We start from the raw sequence: 18528 nt of genomic DNA on the forward strand, positions 1-18528 counted from the left end.
ATGGCGAACATCAGCGGCGATGCAGACGAGCGCAGGCGCTCGCTGAGGCCGCTGCAGCGCCTGTTTCCCTACATCACCCATTACCGCAAAATGGTCATCGGCGCGATCATCTCGCTGGCCGTCGCGGCGGCGACGACGCTGGCGCTGCCACTGGCCGTGCGGCGGATGATCGATCACGGCTTTTCCGCTTCCGATTCCAGCTTCATTGCCGAATATTTCGCCATGCTGGTGGTGATGGCCGCCGTGCTGGCGGCGGCGTCTGCCAGCCGCTACTATTTCGTCATCACGCTGGGCGAGCGCGTCGTTGCCGATATCCGCCGCGATGTCTTTGCCCACGTCACGACGCTGTCGCCCTCCTTCTTCGACACGGCCCAGTCGGGCGAGATCGTCTCGCGGCTCGCCGCCGACACGACACAGGTCAAATCGGCCGTGGGTGCTACCGCCTCGGTGGCTTTGCGCAACGTCATCCTCGGCCTTGGCGCCGTGGCGATGATGGTCTTCACCAGCCCAAAACTGTCCGGCCTGGTCATCGCGGCCATTCCGTTAATCGTGCTGCCGCTGGTCGCCTTCGGCCGCTCGGTGCGGCGCAAGTCACGGCTGGCGCAGGATACTCTGGCCAATGCCACCGCCTATGCCAGCGAGCAGATCGGCGCGGTCCGCACCCTGCAGGCCTTCACCAACGAGAAGCTTGTCACCGGGTATTTTTCATCCGCCGTGGAAGCAGCGTTCGAAGCGGCGCGGGCCTCGATCTTTGCCCGCTCCTTTCTCACCTTCTTCGCCATCTTCATGATCTTTTCCTCGGTGGTGGCGGTGCTGTGGTTCGGTTCGCGCGACGTGCTCGACGGCACGCTGTCGCCAGGTACGCTTGGCCAATTCCTGCTCTATTCGGTGTTCGCTGCTGGCGCGCTCGGCGCCTTGTCGGAGGTCTGGGGCGAACTGTCCCAGGCAGCAGGCGCTGCCGAACGGCTGACCGAGATCCTGGCCGAGAAACCCGCGATCCAGGCGCCCGCCGATCCGAAGCCGCTGCCGGCAAAGGCGAGAGGCGCGATCAGCTTCGACGATGTCTCCTTCTCCTATCCGGCCCGGCCCGACCGCGCCGCCGTCCATGGCCTCAGCTTTCAGGTCAAACCCGGCGAGACGGTGGCGATCGTCGGACCATCCGGCGCCGGCAAGAGCACCGTGTTTTCGCTGCTTCTGCGCTTCTACGATCCGGAAGCCGGCAGGATCGTCATCGACGGAGTCGATCTGCGCGAGGCCGATCCGGCCGCGATCCGCGCGCGCATAGCCATCGTGCCGCAGGATGTCACCATCTTTGCCGCAAGCGCGCGCGACAATATCGGCTTTGGCCGGCCTGGCGCCAGCCAGGCCGAGATCGAGGCGGCGGCGAAAGACGCGCTTGCCGACGAGTTCATCCTGAAACTCGAAAAGGGCTATGACAGCCAGGTCGGCGAGCGCGGGGTGACGCTGTCGGGCGGCCAGCGCCAGCGCGTGGCGATCGCCCGCGCCATTTTGCGCGATGCGCCGATCCTTCTGCTCGACGAGGCGACCTCGGCACTCGATGCCGAAAGCGAGACGCTGGTGCAGACGGCGCTCGACCGGCTGATGCAGGGGCGTACCACGATCGTCATCGCCCATCGGCTGGCAACCGTGCTGAAGGCCGATCGCATCCTGGTCATGGATGGCGGCCGCATCGTCGAGGAAGGCACGCATCAGAGCCTGGTCGCCAAGGGCGGCATCTATGCGCGGCTGGCCAAGCTGCAGTTCGAAACCGGGGCGAATGCCTTCAGGGGCGCGGCCGAGTAGGTCCCCCAGCGACCGCTGGGATTCTTCAGCTACCGAAAGCTCGGCGTTTGCCGCGTCGATAGGCGATGAACAGGGGAACGCCGACAAGCAACGACAACAAAAGCATGCTGGCGACGGTCTGGCGCTGCTCCTTTGCCGGATCGCTGAGCTGCACATCGGCAGGCGGCTCTTCATAGGTAAAATCGTACTGCCACCGGATTTCGTCCGCGACGTCATCGACGGTTTTCAGATAGTCGGCAATCGCCTTGGCCGGCACTTCAGTTGCCAGGCTCTGAAAGTTCCATTCGACTTGAAATTCGGTGGGCGTGTTGGACCAGGACGCCTTGAGAGACAGATAGGGCGTCACGACGTTTTTCATCGACTCGCCGGAAAACCTCGCCTTGAGGTTGCGCACCGTTATCTTGTGACGCCGGTAGAACTGGGGGCCGATGGAGACGGGCCCGGTTCGGTCGACGATTGTCGGGGTTGGAAGAGAGTTGTTGCCGAGATCGGCCGCGCGGATCGGGAAATTCTTTGCCAGATCGTTGGCCGCCAGCGCCTCTGCCGGCAAGCGATAACTTTCCTTCACGCTCACTATGTTGTCGTCGCGGCGATCCACGATTTCCGGCTTGGCGACGGTTTGGATGCCCGGATATTGCTTGTTGTAGTATTTCAGGTAGGCGTCCGACACCTCGCTCAGCGACCGGCTGGCCAAATTGCCGCGCATCCAATCGGCATCGGCGTCCTGATATGTCGAGAAGACCGTCAGCACGAGGGGATCGCCCGGTTTCCGCGGAAAATCGAAGTCCTCGGCGATCTGGATCGATGGGCTGGTAAGCACAGGACTCGGCATCTTCTCCAATCCGCCGGTGCTGGAAAGCGGCAGCGCGAAGCCGTAGTCCGACTGTGCGAGATTGGGCGCCTTGCCGCCCTGAAGATAGTCGGTAGCATCCAGCCAATATGTCTTTGTTCCGATCCTCGCCTTGACGATGGCATGGTCGAAATCGCGAAGCGCCGGCAGATGCTGGTCCAGGGCCCGCCCTTCGTCGAGATCGGCCAGGGCAACCTCGGCAGCAATGCCAAGCCGCACAAGCGAAGAAACCAGCAGCAGTGCCTTGTCCTTGCAGTCACCAAACCCGCTCAGGATGACGGTCGCGGGATCACGCGGAATGTAGGAACCGGCACCCATCGACAGGCTTACATAGCGGATCTGGTCCTGCACCAACCGCATTGCCTCGACCATCCGGTCTTCGGGCACTGGATGCCGCAGTGCGATGTCGTCGAGCTTTGCGGCAAAAGCCGAGGGAAAAACGGTCGCTGGCTTGTAATAGGGCGCAACAGCATCGACCACACTTTGCCAATTCGCGGTCGATGCGACATCGATAGAGCCCCAGCCTGGATATGTCACGGGCAGGTTGTCCTCGACATTGACCGGTTTCGGGTTTGGAATTTCCCACAGATAGGTCGTGTCCGGCCCTGTCGACGAGATCGAAGGCTTGAGTTGGGTCCCCCTTGTCTTGGTCTCGAGCGGCTGGCCCGAAGGCCAAATGATGCTCGTGCGGATAAGCGCTACCGGCTCTTCCCATTCGGTGGAGAAATTCTTGAAGAAGAGATCCTTGCCAACGAGCGGCGTTATCTCATAGGTCGATCCGTAATCAACGATGTCGCCGGCGCGCACGTCATCGATGTTGACATGTGCTGTCAGCCAGCCGTCGAAGACGCCTTTCTCGGCATCTCTTTCCCTGCGGAAGATGTCGAATTCGACGTCTTCCAGCCGGTCCAAAACGGCGCCGTCGCGGATGATGTGAAGATGGTTGAGCGTGACCTTGTGCCGGGACGGATCGAATTGCAGATCGATACTCGCGCCCCGATCCAGCCCGGGACGGTCAACGATTTTATAGACTGTGCGCGAGTACTCGACATAGCCGCCGGCGCGATGCTTGATCTGGTCGTCCGAGAGCAGCCATGAAACGCCATTCTTGATTTGATCCGATCGGGTGGGATCGGCAGCCGGAATATCAACCTGCATTACCCAGCTTTCCGCGGGGCCCTTGAGAACCATGTCGTCGGACATGGCCGGAGAACTCAGGCCGATCAACAAGATGAAAAATACCAAGCGGGGCCAGAAAGACTTCATCCTACGAAAACTGTAACAGGCAGACATCTACGCTCGCCCAACTTGGAAGAACTCCTTTTTCAGAGGCTTTCCTGCCAAAGTAAAGGCCAGTTTCGCGGATTTCTGCAGTCACCGCAGCAAGAACCAGGAACAGACGAAGCGACTCAGTTACCGTACCGCTTCTTCAGATGATCGGTGAAATGCACGGCATTGAGCTTTTCGCCCGTGGCGCGTTCGAGCAGTTCCGGCGTCGACCAGCGCGAGCCTTGCGACCAGATCCTTTTGCGGCGCCAGTCGTTGATCGCGGCGAAATCTCCCTTGGCGAGGTCTTCGTCGGCTGAAGGATGATCTCTGGTCAGTGCCGCCCATTGCTGCGCCGCCATCATGGCGCCCAGCGTATAGGAAGGGAAATAGCCAAAGGCGGCGCCCGGCCAGTGGACGTCCTGCATCGGACCATCAGCCGGATTGTCTGATGTCGACAGGCCGAGATAATCGCGCATCTTGGCATCCCAGGCCTCGGGCAGGTCGGCTGCCTCAAGCCGCCCCGAGACAAGCTCCTGCTCCAGCTCGTAGCGCAGGATGATGTGCAGCGGATAGGTGACCTCGTCGGCATCGACGCGGATCAGGCCGCGCTCGACCCGGTGCACATGCGGCAGGATGTCGTCGATCGTCCAGCTCTCGCCGAGGTGCCTTTCGACCACCGGCAGCGCCCAGCGCCAGAATTCTGGATTGCGGCCGATCTGCTTTTCGACGAACAGGCTCTGGCTTTCATGCACCGCCATGCCGCGCGCTCTGCCGAGCGGCCAGTGTGCCCACGCCTTCGGCAGGTTCTGCTCGTACAGCGCATGGCCGGTCTCGTGCAGCACGCCCATCAACGCCGACAGGAAATCCGAGGTCTTGTAGCGGGTGGTGATGCGCACGTCGCTCGGCACGCCGCCGCAGAAGGGATGGTGCGAAACCGACAGCGAGCCGTGGGTGAGGTCGAAGCCGACTGCCGCCATCATGGCGAGGCCAAGCTCGCGCTGCTTGTCCAAGGGGTAGCTGCCGGAAAGCGGCTTTAGCGGATGTTTCGCCAGCCGCTCTTCCTGCACGGCCAGTGCCTCCGGTACGAAGCCTTTCAGGAAGGCCTTCAACTCGGCAAACACCGGCGTGATGTCGGCGGTGCGATTGCCCGGGTCATATTGCTCCATCAGCGCGTCGTAAGGCTCGAGCCCGAGCACCTCGGCGCGAAGTGTCGCCTCCTCGCGGACCAGCGCCACGACGCCTTCGAGTGCCGGCAGGAAGCCGGCCCAGTCGTTCTTGGCGCGCAGGTCGCGCCAGAGCTGCTCGGAGCGCATGCGTACAGTCGTCTGGCGCTCGACGAACTCGACCGGCAGGCAGGTCAGGTTGGTGTACTGCCGGCGGAATTCCCTGACCGCGGCCTGCTGCTCTTCGTTCAACGCCTCCTGCTCGGCCGCCGCGATCCAGTCGGCAATCTCCGGCGCAGTCGCCTGGGTGTGGTGCATGCCGGCAAGCGCCGACATCGCCTCGGCGCGCTTCTCGCCGCCGCCGACCGCCATATGGGTCGCCTCGTCGGCGCCGAGAATGGCGAGGGCATGTTCCAGCGCTTCGAGCTTGTGGCCGAGGTCGTCGAGTTTTTGAAAGGACATGGTGGGTTCCGCTGATTTGACGGCGGGAAAAGATACCAACGCAAAAGTGTTGGCAACCCCTGAAGACCGTCTGCGACCGATGCATTGACTGCCGGCCGCAACGGCCGAACGGCATCTTGCGGAAGCGTGGCGTGCGTGATCAATGTCGTCGGCGGCGGCAGACCGCAATGGGGGAGACGAGATATGATCGCCAATGTGCTGGTCGGGCTGGTGGCCGTGATCCACCTCTGCATCGTCTATCTGGAGACGGTGCTGTGGGACACGCCGCGCGGCCACATGGTATTCAAGCTGACGCCGGAATTCGCCAGTGCCTCGAAAGTGCTTGCGGCCAATCAGGGACTTTACAACGGTTTTCTCGCAGCCGGGCTGATCTGGGGGCTTTACCTCGGCGAAGCCGGTTTCCAGTTCAAAGTCTTCTTCCTGCTCTGCGTCGCCGTCGCCGGTCTCTACGGCGCGGCGACGGTGGGCCGTAAAATCCTGTTCATCCAGACAGTGCCGGCAATGCTGGCGCTGATTGCGCTGGCGTTGGGCTAGCGCATGATCCCTGAACCGAAAACTGGAAAAGGATCATACGCAAAATCAATTGCCACAGCGCCGGGCGCTGCGGCCGATCTCAGCCGCCTGGATAGTTTGGGCCGTAGCCGTTAGGATAGTATCCGCCATCGCCGCCGTTGCCGATGAGGAAGGCACTGCCGGTATCAGCGCGTAGCTTTTGGCTGACATCGTCGAGCTGCGCCAGCAACTGCTGATATTGCGTGCTCGGCATCGTTCCATCGCGCGCGGCCCTCTGGGCGGCCCGATCGAGTTGAGCGACCTGCGTGCGCAAGTCACGCGCCTCGCCCGGCTCGAGCTTGTTCGCCCGGATGGCGCCCTGGATACCCGTCTCCACGCTCTGGATCTGATTGATCAAGGCCGTCACACGCGGGCCGGCGTAAGCGCCAGCAAACGGAACGGCGAGGAGAAGTGTGGCGAGCGTAGCAGTCCTGAGGTTCCTGGGAGCGAAGAAGCGCATGGTTGCGTCTCCTTTACTGGGGAAGGCGGTGGTTGGGAGGGGCCCGCCTTCCGGCCGCGGGCCGTCAGGTTCCGTCGGGTCGCGATGAGCGGTTCCACCGCCGGCGGTTCTCGGCCCATGACCAAGGCTAAAAGGTGGTGGTGGCAAAGTGTAATTAAAAAAAGGTAATTTTTTCAGCTCTTGCCGCTGCCGCACCAGTGCCCTAGATGCCGCCGACTTGAGCCGGCTCGATCCGGTGCATGTAACGAGCCAAAGGCTTGCAGATCACCGCTCGGTCAGCTTCAGCTCGATGCGGCGGTTCTTGTTGCGCGCCTCTTCGGTATCGGCGGGGTCGAGCGGCTGGAATTCGCCGAAGCCGGCGGCGACCAGCCGGTTGGCCGGGACGCCGTTCTCGATCAGGAACTTGACCACCGACGTCGAGCGCGCCGTCGACAATTCCCAATTGTCGCGGTAGCGGCCGGTGCCGGAGAGCGGCTTGTTGTCGGTGTGGCCGTCGACGCGCAGCACCCAGTTGATCTCCGGCGGGATCTCCTTCTGCAATTCGATGATGGCATCGGCGAGCTTCTTCATTTCGACCTTGCCGGCATCGTTGATCACTTCGGAGCCGGTCGGGAAAAGCACTTCCGACTGGAAGACGAAGCGGTCGCCGACGATGCGGATGTTCTCGCGGTCGGCGAGAATTTCACGTAAGCGGCCGAAGAAATCGGAGCGGTAGCGGTTCAGTTCCTGCACGCGTTGCGCCAGCGCGACGTTGAGGCGGCGGCCGAGATCGGCAATCTTGGTGTTGGACTCGCGATCGCGCGTTTCGGACACGTTGAGCGCTTCTTCGAGTGCTCCGATTTGCCTGCGTAGCGCCGCGATCTGCTGGTTGAGGATTTCAACCTGGCTCAGTGCCTGTTGACTGATCTGGCGCTGGCTGTCGAGCTCGCCGGAAAGTGCCGTTGCGCGCTGGTTGGCGGCGTCGCCGGCGCCAGCGCCTTGCGCCAGCAATTGTTCGAGCCGGCTCTTTTCCGCCTCCGATGCAGACAGCGAGGCCTGCAAATTGGCAAGGGTGTCCTCCTTGTCCTGCGTCGTCGAGCGCTCCAGCGCCAGAAGCTGGGTCAACTCATTGATCTGGGAGTTGAGGCGGTTGAGCACCGTGTCCTTGCCGGAGATCTCGCGGCCGAGCAGGAACTGCGCCAGCACGAAAACCGTGAGCAGGAACATGATCGCCAACAGCAGCGTCGACAGCGCATCGACGAAGCCAGGCCAGTAATCGATGCGGCGGTCGGAGCGCCGGCCTCGTGCCAACGCCACGTCAATGCACTCCAGGTTTCTTCAAGGCGTCGGCGATCTTCTCCAGGGTGTTGCGCATCGCCTTCTGCTCGTCGGACTGGGCCTCGACCCAGTCGCGCATGATCTGCTGTTCCGAGCGCATGTTCTTGACCAGGCCAGAAATGCCGTCGGCGAGATTGGCCATGGCGGTGGCGACGCGCGGATTGGAGCCGCCGCCATTCTCCTGCAGGGTGCGCAGCTTTTCCGACAACAGACGGATTTCATCGGAGGGTTCGCTCTTGGCCGCGTCGGCAACGACGATGTCGGAGGACAGGTCGGTGACCGAGGACAGCCAGTTCTCGAGCTCGGTATAGAAGCGCGTCTGGGCGCGGCCGGCCTGCAGGTCGAGGAAGCCGAGCACCAGCGAGCCGGACAGGCCGAACAGAGACGACGAGAAAGCGGTGCCCATGCCGGCCAAAGGGGCGGAAAGCCCCTGCTTCAGGGATTCGAGCACGGCCGCTGCGTCGCCGGTGCCGGGATCGAGCGACTCGATGGTTTCGCGGATCGAGCCGATCGTGTTGAGCAGGCCCCAGAAGGTGCCGAGCAGGCCGAGGAACACCAGCAGCCCGACAAGGTAGCGCGAGGTGTCGCGGCTTTCGTCGAGGCGGGTGGCGATCGAATCCAGCATGGTGCGCATCGAACTGGTCGAGAAGGCAATCGTCGAGGAGCGGCCGATCATCGCCTTCATCGGCGCCAGCAGCACGGGTTCGGTGGTTTCGGAACCGGCGCGGAACGAATTGACCCAGCGCACCTCGCGGAACAACCGGCCGACCTGGACGAAGGCCAGCAGGATGCCGACCGCCAGCACGCCGATGATCAGGCCGTTGAGGCCGGGATTGGTGACGAAGGCGGTCGAGATCTGGCGGGTCAGGATGGCGGCGATAAAGGCCACGATGAACAGAAAGATCACCATGGTCAGCAGAAAGACCTGCGGGCTCGACAATTTGTGCGGGTCGTAGATCAGAACGTCGGAGCGCCTGCCCATGCCGAAGGATCTGAGTAAAGTCATCCGTGCCCCGTTTCCGATGCCATCGCCGCCGATCACATTGTGTTTGCGACTCTAAACGGAATTGTGACGAAATTGAATGGCGCTTGGCAATATTGCCACTGTCCGCGACCGGAGGTCAAAGCCGGTTGATGACCAGGCAGTCGACCATGGCGGCCAGATGCAGGCCGGCGCCGGTGACGACAAAGCCGTGCCACAGCGCATTGTGGAAGCGCAGGCCTTTCCAGGCGAAGAAGATCACGCCACAGGAATAGACGATGCCGCCGGCAACGATGAGGGCGATCGATGTCGCCGGCAGCGTCCGTAGGAGCGGCTCCACCAGAACGATGCCGCTCCAGCCGATGGCGAGATAGAACACGATTGCCAGCCGGTCGAAACGGCCGGGGAGAAAGACCTTGATGGCGATGCCGACCGTCGCGGCGATCCAGACCAGGACGATCATCGAAACAGCCAGCGGCGAGCCGCCGAGCTGGGCAAGGAACGGCGTGTAGGTCGCAGCGATCAGCAGGTAGATCGCCGCATGGTCGAAGCGCCGCAATATCCATTTCGCCGGCGACGATACCGGCCACAGATTATAGGCCAGCGAAACCGACAGCACGGTGAGCAGCGAGACCACATAGAAGGCGGCGGCGACATATTCGCCGGGGCCGGTTCGATAGGCGGCCAGTGCCAGCAACGTCGAGCCGGCAGCGATCGCCAGCACGATGCCCACGGCGTGGACGATACCGTCGGCGATGATCTCGGCGCGCGAGTAATGCCAGCGCCCCATGAAGGGGATGTCGAGCTGGGATAATTCGCTCTGGGATGTGGGCCGGCTGTTCGTCATCGATGATCCTGCGTCGCCTTATCTGGGCGGCCGCGGGACAGTATTTCAAGCTTTGGTTGCGGTTTTGCGACTGCGGCGCTTCAGCGCGGCGCGACTACATCAGCGCGCTGGGAGCGGCTTCTTCACCGTCTTCAACAGCGCGCGTTGCATGAGTTCGTTGCCGGCAACGACCGAACCGGCGGTCAGCATGTCCTGGCCGCCGGCAAAATCGGAGACGAAGCCGCCCGCCTCGCGGATCAGCAACATGCCGGCGGCAATATCCCAGGCCGACAGGCCGATTTCCCAAAAACCGTCCATGCGGCCGGCGGCGACGTAGGCGAGATCGAGCGAGGCGGAGCCGAGGCTGCGCACGCCCGAGACCTCGGCCATGACATTGCGCAACTCGACAAGGAAATTGCCGTGCTGGCCACGCCCGAGATGCGGCACGCCGCAGCCGATCACCGCATCGACCAGCTTGGTGCGGCCGGCGACGCGCAACCGTCGATCGTTCATGAAGGCGCCGCCGCCACGCTCGGCGGTGTAGAGCTCGTCCATCGCCGGATTGTAGATGACGCCGGCGACGATCTGGCCTTGGCGCTCCAGCGCGATCGAGATCGCGAACAGCGGGATGCCGTGCAGGAAATTGGTGGTGCCGTCGAGCGGATCGACGATCCAGCGGTGCTGGCCGTCGTCGCCCTCGATCACGCCGCGTTCCTCCATCAGGAAGGCGTAGCCGGGCCGCGCCTTGGACAGTTCGGCAAAGACGATGTCTTCGGCCTTGCGGTCGGCCTGGCTGACATAGTCGCCCGGCCCCTTCATCGAGACCTGCAGGTTCTGCACTTCGCCGAAGTCGCGCGACAGCGAGCGGCCGGCCTTCATTGCGGCCTGGACCATGACATTGAGGATCGCGGAACGCGCCATTGCTCTTCTTCCTGTCGCTGCGCCTATCTGCTTTGACGCGTGATCCTATCCAAAAAGTCTGCCACTTTTCGGGATCACGCCTTAGTCGGCGCGGCGTACGTAAGTGATTTCGTTGGTATCGACGATGATACGCTCGCCCGAGCCGATGAACGGCGGCACCAGCACACGGATGCCGTTTTCGAGTATCGCCGGCTTGTAGGACGAGGCTGCCGTCTGGCCCCTCACCACCGGGTCGGCCTCGGTGATGGTTAGCGTCACCTGGTCGGGCAGCGAAATGCCGATCGGCCTTTCGTCATAGAGCTGGACCGTCACCATCATGCCGTCCTGCAGGAAGGCGGCGCGATCGCCGACGAACTCCTTTTGCAATTCGAGCTGCTCGTAGCTTTCGGTGTCCATGAACACCAGCGCGTCGCCCTGCTCGTAGAGGAAGGAAAAATCCTTCAGATCGAGCCGGATCTGCTCGACCGTCTCGGCCGAACGGAAGCGCTCGTTGAGCTTGGTGCCGTTGATCAGGTTCTTGAGTTCGACCTGGTTGTAGGCGCCGCCCTTGCCGGGCTTGACGGTGTTGGTCCTGACCGCCACCCAAAGGCCGCCATCATGCTCGATGACGTTGCCGGGACGGATTTCGTTGCCATTGATCTTGGCCATGGTGAGGTGATCCGGAAATGAGATGATCGCCGCAAAGGGCAATTTGGCGCCTCCAAGACCACAAATCGCTAGCAGAGGCAAGGAGCGCCTTCCGATGAAGCGGGAACGAAGCTCGCCCGGCAGCGCGGCGCGGCAGCCTCAGTCCGTCCTGACGATGGCGGTTACGGCCGCGCTCATGGCGTCGGCTACCTCTGTTAAAAGATGCAGGTGCGGCGAACGCAAGACGACAATTCGCAGCGACAGCTCGAGGCCGGGAGCGTCGACCAGGGCAATGCCCTCCGGCAGCTTTTCCTGCAGCAGCCGCTTGGGCAGCAGGCCAAGGCCTTGGCCTCGACGAACCCAGTCGATCTGCAGCGCGCTGTCCTGAATCTCGGCGCCGACCATCAACCTGTGGCCGCCCTCGGCAAGGGCAGCCGCCAGCCGCCGGCGCGCGTCGCACGGTTCAGGACTGAGAACCCAGGGCATGGTCTTGACGTCGGCTTGCCGGCCGGTGTTTTCGGCGGCGATGATGGCGAGGGGCTCGGTTCCGACAACGCCGTCGCCAGTTTTGGAATTGCCGCCGTCCAGGATGAAGGCGAGGTCGAGCTGTCCGCGCTTGTGCTGGTCGGCCAGCTCAAGGCTCCAACCGCTCTTCAGACGCAGCGAAACCTTCGGAAACCGCGCCACGGCATCAGCGATGGCGGCGGCCACGGCTTTGTCGCAAAGTCCATGGGCGAGGCCGAGCCGCAGCAGACCCTCCGGCTCGTTGCCCCTGGCGAATGATCGCAGCGCGTCGACGGCGGCGAGAATGTCCTTGCCGCGTGCCAGCACCTCTACGCCGGCCGGGGTCAGTCGCGACGGCTTTAGCCGGCGGTCGAGCAATTCCGTGCCGAGCATCTCCTCCAGCCGCTGGATCTGGCGGGTGACGGCCGGCTGCGTCAACGGCAGGCGTCGAGCCACCTTCTGAATCGAACCCTCCTCGGCAAAGAGGGCCAGTGTTTTCAGTTCTTCGAGCACGAGACACCTGAACATGTCAGAGAGGCATAATTATGCTGAACATTATGAATTTGAAATCCGATGGATGGCAAGCGATTTTCCTCCGGCAGGACCAGCAGAGAAGGAACACGATGAAAGCGATCGAATTGCAGAGCCCGGGCGGCCTCGAGAATCTCAGAATGGTCGAGCGGCCGATGCCTGAACCAGGGCGCCAAGAGATGATTGTGAAGGTGAAGGCGACGGCGCTGAACTACCGCGATGCCGAGATCGTCCGCGGCAGCTATCACACGAAGTTTGCATTGCCGCTGGTGCCGCTGTCGGACGGCGTCGGCGAAGTCGTAGCCGTCGGCGCCGAGGTCAGCAGGTTCCAGATCGGCGACCGGGTCTGCGGCACGTTCTGGCAGCGCTGGGTCGGCGGCAGTTTCGCGATGGCCGAGCCCTCCTATCAACGTGGCGGCCCGATCGACGGGCTGCTCAGCGAATTTGCTCGGCTCGATGAACAGGCGGCGGTGCTGGCGCCGGCCAATCTGAGCGACTTCGAGGCGGCGACGCTGCCCTGCGCCGGCGTGACGGCATGGCACGCGCTGTTTACAGAGGGCAGCGTCAAGCCCGGCGATACCGTACTTTGTCTCGGCACCGGCGGCGTTTCCTTGTTTGCGATGCAATTCGCCGCCGCTGCCGGGGCGCGCGTCATCGTGACGTCGAGCAGCGACGAGAAACTTGCACGGGCAAAGCAACTGGGCGCGCATGATGGCGTGAACTATCGCAGCGTCCCCGACTGGGCATCGGCCGTGTTGGGATTGACGGATGGGCGCGGCGCCGACCATATCATCGAGGTTGGCGGACCGCAGAGTTTTACACAATCGCTGAGGGCAGCGGCGCGCGGCGCCCAGATCAACGTCATCGGCTATCTCGGCGGCAGTGACGGCGCCATCAACCCGCTCGACATCTTCCGCCGGCAGGTCAGGGCGCGAGGCATACCGGTGGGCTCACGCGAATCCTTCGAGGCGATGAACCGCGCCATTGTCGTCAACCGATTGAGACCGGTGATCGACCGGGTCGTACCGTGGACCCAGGCCGCCGAAGCCTTTCGGTACCTTGAACACGGCTCGCCCTTCGGCAAGGTCGTGCTCGATCATACGCAATGAGCCTCGCGCTTGCGAGTCCGGGTGCAATGAGTCGCGAGATCACAGTCAGGGCAGGCGATTGGCCCGTTGCAGCGCCTGCTGCGTCTGCTCGTCGGTCAGGCCCTGCAGGAAATCGTCCATCTCTTGGTCGATGAGCCCAGCGCGGCGGGCGACAACATACCAGGCGCCGGCGAGGATCAGATCCGGATCGGTGCCGATGCCGTTCATGTAGAGCTTGGCGAGACGGTTCTGGGCGGCGACGTTGCCGCCTTCTGCGGCCTGCTTCATCCAGTTAAAGCCCGATTTCAGGTCGCGGGCGCCGCCGCGCCCCTCGATCATCCAGGTGGCGAGATCGATCTGCGCCGTGTCGTAGTTCTGCCGCGCAGCCTGTGCCAGCAGGCCGCGGGCGCGGACATCGTCGCGCGGCTTGCCGCCGGCGCCATTGGCGTAGACCTGTGCCATCGCATATTGTGCGTCGGCAAGCCCGGTCGCGGCGGCGCGCTCGTAATAGGATACGGCTTTGGCAATACCGGCATCGCCGGGCTCCTGTTCGACCATCATCTGGGCAAAATTAAACTGCGCCAGGCGGTTGCCGGCTTCGGCGGCGGCCTGCATCAGCGCATAGGCCTCCTTCTCGTCCTTTTTGACGTAGCGGCCATCGAGCAGCATCAGCGCATACTGGAATTGCGATTCCGGGATGCCCTGCTCGGCGGCAAGCGCATACCACTTCGCCGCCCCTGCCGCGTCGACCGGCACGCCGAGGCCGCGCGACAATATCTCGGCCACCAGCGTCTGTGCCGCCGGATCGCCGTTTTGAGCACGGGAAATCGCAAGGTTGTAGGCCGTCTTGTAGAGGCCGCGCTGAAAGGCGCCGTAGGCGGCGTCGGACGGTTTTGCGCCGAAGCGGTCGGGGTTGATGGTATCGGCCGACGGCAAAGGGGCCGTGGTGGCGGGCTGCGGCAATGGTGGGAGAAACGGCTTGTCGGCAGGCTCGCTGGAATCCGGCCTCGGCTGCGGCAGCGGAACGGGTTCCGCCGCTATCGCCTGGGTTACGGCCGTTGCGAGAAAAGCGCTGAAAAGGATCGTCCGAGAGAGCACGTCAGTCCTCGAAGCGCGGTGCGGTTTCGTCGAGCAGCGCGTTGGCGGTGGCAACCGCCGTCTTCGGATCGACGTCGCCGGCGAAAACCGCGCTGGAAAGCGCCACGAATTCGGCACCGGTGGCGGCGACAGCTTCCACCGAGGCAAGATCGGATCCGGCCATGACGATGCAAGGGATCTGGATCACGTCCGCCCACCATTGCCCGAGCGACAGGTTGCGGGGATGCGGCTCCGGCTTGTTGTCGTAGCCGAAGCGACCGAAGAAAATATAATCGGGCCTGACCTCGCCAAGTTCCAGCGCGTCGTCGCGGGTCTTGGCGCCGCCGGTGCCGACCATCATCCTGGCCTGGAAGTGTTCGATCGTTTCGGCGAGCTCGTCCTTGCCGACCTCGACATGGATGCCGTCGGCCTGGACGCGGCCGGCGATGCGGGTGTCGCCAGCAATGATGACGGCAATGCCGGCCGCTTGCGCCACCGGCACGATCTGCTCGGCAAAGGCCTGGAAGGCGGCCTCGTCCATGCCGTTTTCCGGCAGGATCAGCGAGGCGACGTCACCGCCGTCGAAGGCTGCGGCGATGCGCTCGGCCGGCACGTTCGGCGGCGCGATCAACACGATACGGCAGCGGTTGGGGGGCGTTGCGTCATTCATTGGTGTTCGGTCCCGGTTATCGCCTATGCCGGGCGAAGATGGTTGCATTGCGGCATAGAGCAAAGTGCGGGGATTGAACAGGCGGCAGGGGGATCACGATTGCCGGCTAGATCTATCGGGGCTCGGCGCATGACTACCGTTGGCCGAAATTCTCCTCGCCTGGTCGCTTGCGGGCTCTACGCAGGCACTTTCGATTTCCAAAGCGACCAGCCGAGGTTCATGCCGGCGGCGGCGACCAGGATGGCGGCGGCGCCGGCGATCTGCGCCGGATGCAGCCGGTGGCCGAAGGCGACGACGTCGACGAGGATGGCGACGACTGGATAGATGAAGGACAGCGACCCCTGCAGATGCGTCGGCAGTTTCTGGATGGCGCCGTACATGAGGATGTACATCAGGCCGGTATGGACGATGCCGAGCGTCGCCAGCATGACCCAGCTCCGCGCATCGGCGGGAAGGTGGGTGAGATTGGCGAAAGGTGCCAGCATGAGAACGCCGACGCAGACCTGGATCAGGGCGATCAGGTGCGGCGGCGTGCCTTTGAGCTTCTTGGTGACGATAGCCGCAACGGCCCAGAAGAAAGCCGCGGCCAGCGCCATCGCAATGCCGGTAAAGTAATCCGTACCATGATCGCCTGCATCGGGCGCGGCCTGCACGATCAGCAGCATGCCGGCGAAGGCGATGCCGAGCCAGGTCAGCTTGGTCACCGTCAGCCGTTCGGAGAAGAAGAGCGCGCCAAAACCGACCAGCATGAAGGGTTGCGTATTGTAGACAGCCGTGGCGATCGAGATCGACGCGCGGGAAAACGCGCTGAACAGCAGCAGCCAGTTGATAACGATGGCAGCACCGCCGAGAGCCGCGATCGCGACAATGCGAAGCGACAGCCTGCCGCGCAGCAGTCCCAGCGCCGTGCAGATAACCAGCAGCGTTACCGCACCGAAGGCGCAGCGCCAGAACACCACGTCCATGATGGGTTGGCCGGACAGGACGACGAACCAGCCGATCGTGCCGAGGATCGCCATCGCCGCAGTCATTTCGATCGTGCCGCGTACCGTGTTGTCCATGGATGCTCCCGAAACCCGTTGAGATTCTATAATCCCACGGCAGATATGGGCCTTTCCATGACTTGTAGCTGGTGATATGCAGAACGAACCTAATTTAATTAGGTAAACATCGGCTTTTTCTTGGAATTGTAAAATGCTGGACGAGCTCGATAGAAAGCTCCTCGATATCCTGGTCAGGGATTCACGGACCTCGCTGAAGGAACTGGCGCTGCAGGTCGGGTTGTCGTCGCCAAGCGTTTCGGAGCGGCTTCGGCGGCTTGAGGATCGCGGCGTCATTCGCGCATTCACCATCGACATCGATCCGCAGGCGCTCGGCTACGCCTTGCAGGCGATCGTTCGCATCCGGCCGTTGCCCGGTAAGCTGCACATCGTCCAGAAGCTGATCGAGGAAATCCCGGAATTCGGCGAATGCGACAAGGTGACGGGCGATGACTGCTTCGTCGCCCGGCTGTTCGTCCGCTCGATCGGCGAGCTCGACGGGATTCTCGACCGCATCGCCGACAAGGCCGAAACCAGCACCGCCATCATCAAGGCGCAGCCGATCCGGAGACGCCCGCCGCCGCTCGACATGCCAAATATGTGACGGGCTCCGGTGGCGTGGCCCACGTATTTGCGGTCGCGGTCTGGCCATTTCTGGTCTATTCCAGAGTTCAACTTTCCCTCCGGCCTCCTTTCCCCATGTCAGGCCTGCTCATCGATCCCTGGTTCTATGCCGCGGCCATGCCGGCCGTCATCCTCGTCGGCCTGTCGAAAGGCGGCTTCGGCGGCGCCGTCGGCTTTGTCGGCGTGCCATTGATGGCGCTGACCATGCCGCCGGTTCAGGCTGCCGCAATTCTTCTGCCAATTCTGTGCCTGATGGACATTGTCTCGGTGTGGACATGGTGGGGTATCTTCGACCGCAAGATGCTGGCCGACATGATGCCGGGTGCCGTGATCGGCATTGCCCTTGGCTGGCTGACGGCGGCACTTGTAACCGAAGAGATGGTCCGGCTGATCGTCGGCGCGGTCGCCCTGATCTTCGTGCTGCGCTGGCTCTATTTGCAACTCCGCCACGGTGCCGGCCACGCGGCGGAGCCCAACCGCGTTGCCGCCGGCTTCTGGGGTACCGTTGCCGGGTTCACCAGCTTCGTCGCCCATGTCGGCGGCCCGCCTTTTCAGGTCTATGCGTTGCCGATCAGGCTGGATCCGAAGGTGCTGTCCGGCACCGCGGCGATCTTCTTCGCCGTCACCAATGCACTGAAGCTCATCCCCTATTTCGCGCTCGGCCAGTTCGACACCACCAATTTGACCGCGTCGGCGGTGCTGATGCCGCTGGCGCCGCTGTCGACAATCGCCGGCGCCTGGCTGGTGCGGCGGATGCGGCCGGAGCTGTTCTATCCCTTCACCTATGCGACCGTGGCGGTCGTCGCGGTCAAGCTTCTGTGGGACGGCATCGCCGGCCTTCTGTAAGACGGCGGCCCCAGGCGGCCGCCGCCGGATTCCTTAAACCTCAGGCGGCACTCGGCAGCAGCGGCCGCGTCCTGCCAAGCGCGAGAGCAGCGCCGGTTGCCAGCACGAACGCCATGCAGCCAAGAATGGTGATGTCGTGCAGTGTCGGCTTCAGCACCATGTCCGCGATGATCATCAGCATCACCGAATAGTCGAAGCGCGCGGCATTGAGGACGCGCTGGCCCTGGGCAAGCACCGCCGGCGTCACGCCATCCTTGGCGATCATGCCTGCCATGCGGTCGGCAGTCGGCTTGAAGACGAACATGCCGATGCAGAAGGTCGTCGCATAACCGGCAAGGCCGATCAGCACCCACAAATCGGAAAAGCCGACCCAGAAGCCGCACATGATGAGGCCGAAGAGCAATGTCAGCATCGATATCGGCGCGAAGAACCGGTTACCGAGCTCGCCAGTGGCGCGCATCGCCTGCAACATGCCTTCGACGTTTCCAGCGCGGTCGGCGCGTACCGCAAGCAGCATCAGGGTGAAGCCGCCGCCGACCCAGAGGATCGCCGAGACGATGTGCAGAAATTTAACGGCCGAGTACCAGTCCATTGTTCGAGAAATTTTCATGATTGCCGGAGCGCAATTTTGCTCCGCCTCGTTGCGATGAGCGGGCGTTTAGCGCGGCGCCTGTTTCGGAACGATGTCGCGCGGCGAGCGGATCTGTTTCGGTATGTCGGTCACGATCTGGAGGAACCGTGGCGCAAGCGCGTCGCCCCCACTTTCCAGCCGGTGGTGAGAGCGGCGGCTTAGCCGGCCATCTGTGCTGTTACGGCACAGATGCTGGGCGCTTGATCGAAAAATATGCCCTGCGTTAAGGCTTTGTTAAGCTTTACAGGCGTTTACTATGTCCATCCAGTGATCTGGATTCTTACC

Annotated in this window: 18 protein-coding genes; 5 read left to right on the forward strand and 13 right to left on the reverse strand. The window is 63.0% G+C overall.

What is annotated here, in order from left to right:
* A complete protein-coding gene (locus tag NKJ09_RS07175) occupies positions 1-1803 on the forward strand; it encodes an ABC transporter transmembrane domain-containing protein (RefSeq protein ID WP_352480929.1) in 1803 nt (600 codons plus the stop codon).
* A gap of 25 nt (positions 1804-1828) precedes the next feature.
* Here the strand turns inward: NKJ09_RS07175 and NKJ09_RS07180 are convergent, their stop codons facing one another.
* The gene (locus NKJ09_RS07180; RefSeq protein WP_352494150.1) at positions 1829-3856 is read right to left on the reverse strand and encodes a DUF3857 domain-containing protein; all 2028 of its coding nucleotides are present in this window, start codon (positions 3854-3856) and stop codon (positions 1829-1831) included.
* A gap of 206 nt (positions 3857-4062) precedes the next feature.
* Positions 4063-5547, reverse strand: coding sequence for a carboxypeptidase M32 (locus tag NKJ09_RS07185; RefSeq protein ID WP_352480927.1), 1485 nt, complete (start codon positions 5545-5547; stop codon positions 4063-4065).
* Positions 5548-5730: 183 nt separating this feature from the next.
* Here NKJ09_RS07185 and NKJ09_RS07190 point away from each other — a divergent pair, with 183 nt between their 5' ends.
* On the forward strand, positions 5731-6081 hold the full coding sequence (locus NKJ09_RS07190; RefSeq protein ID WP_352480926.1) for a DUF1304 domain-containing protein: 351 nt from the start codon (positions 5731-5733) through the stop codon (positions 6079-6081).
* A 79-nt stretch (positions 6082-6160) separates the two neighbouring features.
* Here the strand turns inward: NKJ09_RS07190 and NKJ09_RS07195 are convergent, their stop codons facing one another.
* From NKJ09_RS07195 to NKJ09_RS07225, 7 genes are all read right to left on the reverse strand, one after another.
* A complete protein-coding gene (locus NKJ09_RS07195; RefSeq protein WP_352480925.1) occupies positions 6161-6559 on the reverse strand; it encodes a hypothetical protein in 399 nt (132 codons plus the stop codon).
* Positions 6560-6823: 264 nt separating this feature from the next.
* On the reverse strand, positions 6824-7855 hold the full coding sequence (locus tag NKJ09_RS07200) for a peptidoglycan -binding protein (RefSeq protein WP_352480924.1): 1032 nt from the start codon (positions 7853-7855) through the stop codon (positions 6824-6826).
* Position 7856: 1 nt separating this feature from the next.
* The gene (locus NKJ09_RS07205) at positions 7857-8882 is read right to left on the reverse strand and encodes a MotA/TolQ/ExbB proton channel family protein (RefSeq protein WP_023719628.1); all 1026 of its coding nucleotides are present in this window, start codon (positions 8880-8882) and stop codon (positions 7857-7859) included.
* Between the two features lie 115 nt (positions 8883-8997).
* Entirely contained in the window at positions 8998-9705 is a 708-nt protein-coding gene (trhA, locus tag NKJ09_RS07210) for a PAQR family membrane homeostasis protein TrhA (protein WP_023719627.1), read from the reverse strand.
* A 99-nt stretch (positions 9706-9804) separates the two neighbouring features.
* Positions 9805-10605, reverse strand: a complete 801-nt coding sequence (locus NKJ09_RS07215) for an inositol monophosphatase family protein (protein WP_023719626.1) — start codon at positions 10603-10605, stop codon at positions 9805-9807.
* 81 nt (positions 10606-10686) lie between these two features.
* Positions 10687-11253, reverse strand: coding sequence for an elongation factor P (efp, locus tag NKJ09_RS07220; protein ID WP_023678016.1), 567 nt, complete (start codon positions 11251-11253; stop codon positions 10687-10689).
* A gap of 138 nt (positions 11254-11391) precedes the next feature.
* The gene (locus NKJ09_RS07225) at positions 11392-12264 is read right to left on the reverse strand and encodes a LysR family transcriptional regulator (protein WP_352480922.1); all 873 of its coding nucleotides are present in this window, start codon (positions 12262-12264) and stop codon (positions 11392-11394) included.
* Between the two features lie 95 nt (positions 12265-12359).
* Between NKJ09_RS07225 and NKJ09_RS07230 the strand changes: the two genes are divergently transcribed.
* The gene (locus tag NKJ09_RS07230) at positions 12360-13376 is read left to right on the forward strand and encodes a zinc-dependent alcohol dehydrogenase family protein (protein ID WP_352494151.1); all 1017 of its coding nucleotides are present in this window, start codon (positions 12360-12362) and stop codon (positions 13374-13376) included.
* 45 nt (positions 13377-13421) lie between these two features.
* On the opposite strand, the gene NKJ09_RS07235 is transcribed toward NKJ09_RS07230, so the two are convergent.
* From NKJ09_RS07235 to NKJ09_RS07245, 3 genes are all read right to left on the reverse strand, one after another.
* On the reverse strand, positions 13422-14453 hold the full coding sequence (locus tag NKJ09_RS07235; RefSeq protein ID WP_352494152.1) for a tetratricopeptide repeat protein: 1032 nt from the start codon (positions 14451-14453) through the stop codon (positions 13422-13424).
* Position 14454: 1 nt separating this feature from the next.
* Entirely contained in the window at positions 14455-15102 is a 648-nt protein-coding gene (locus NKJ09_RS07240; protein ID WP_023719622.1) for a thiamine phosphate synthase, read from the reverse strand.
* 176 nt (positions 15103-15278) lie between these two features.
* Positions 15279-16163 (reverse strand): DMT family transporter, encoded by an 885-nt coding sequence (locus NKJ09_RS07245; RefSeq protein ID WP_023719621.1) that lies wholly within the window; start codon positions 16161-16163, stop codon positions 15279-15281.
* Between the two features lie 133 nt (positions 16164-16296).
* On the opposite strand from NKJ09_RS07245, the gene NKJ09_RS07250 reads away from it, so the two are divergent.
* Both NKJ09_RS07250 and NKJ09_RS07255 read left to right on the forward strand, forming a co-directional pair.
* Complete coding sequence (locus tag NKJ09_RS07250; protein WP_023719620.1) at positions 16297-16746, forward strand: Lrp/AsnC family transcriptional regulator; 450 nt, start codon at positions 16297-16299, stop codon at positions 16744-16746.
* A 95-nt stretch (positions 16747-16841) separates the two neighbouring features.
* A complete protein-coding gene (locus tag NKJ09_RS07255) occupies positions 16842-17612 on the forward strand; it encodes a sulfite exporter TauE/SafE family protein (protein ID WP_023719619.1) in 771 nt (256 codons plus the stop codon).
* Positions 17613-17652: 40 nt separating this feature from the next.
* On the opposite strand, the gene NKJ09_RS07260 is transcribed toward NKJ09_RS07255, so the two are convergent.
* On the reverse strand, positions 17653-18204 hold the full coding sequence (locus tag NKJ09_RS07260; protein WP_352494153.1) for a DUF2269 family protein: 552 nt from the start codon (positions 18202-18204) through the stop codon (positions 17653-17655).
* Between the last annotated feature and the right edge of the window lie 324 nt (positions 18205-18528).

Origin of the sequence: Mesorhizobium sp. M0189 (assembly GCF_040322135.1) — a bacterium.
In the GTDB taxonomy this organism is placed as follows: Bacteria; Pseudomonadota; Alphaproteobacteria; order Rhizobiales; family Rhizobiaceae; genus Mesorhizobium.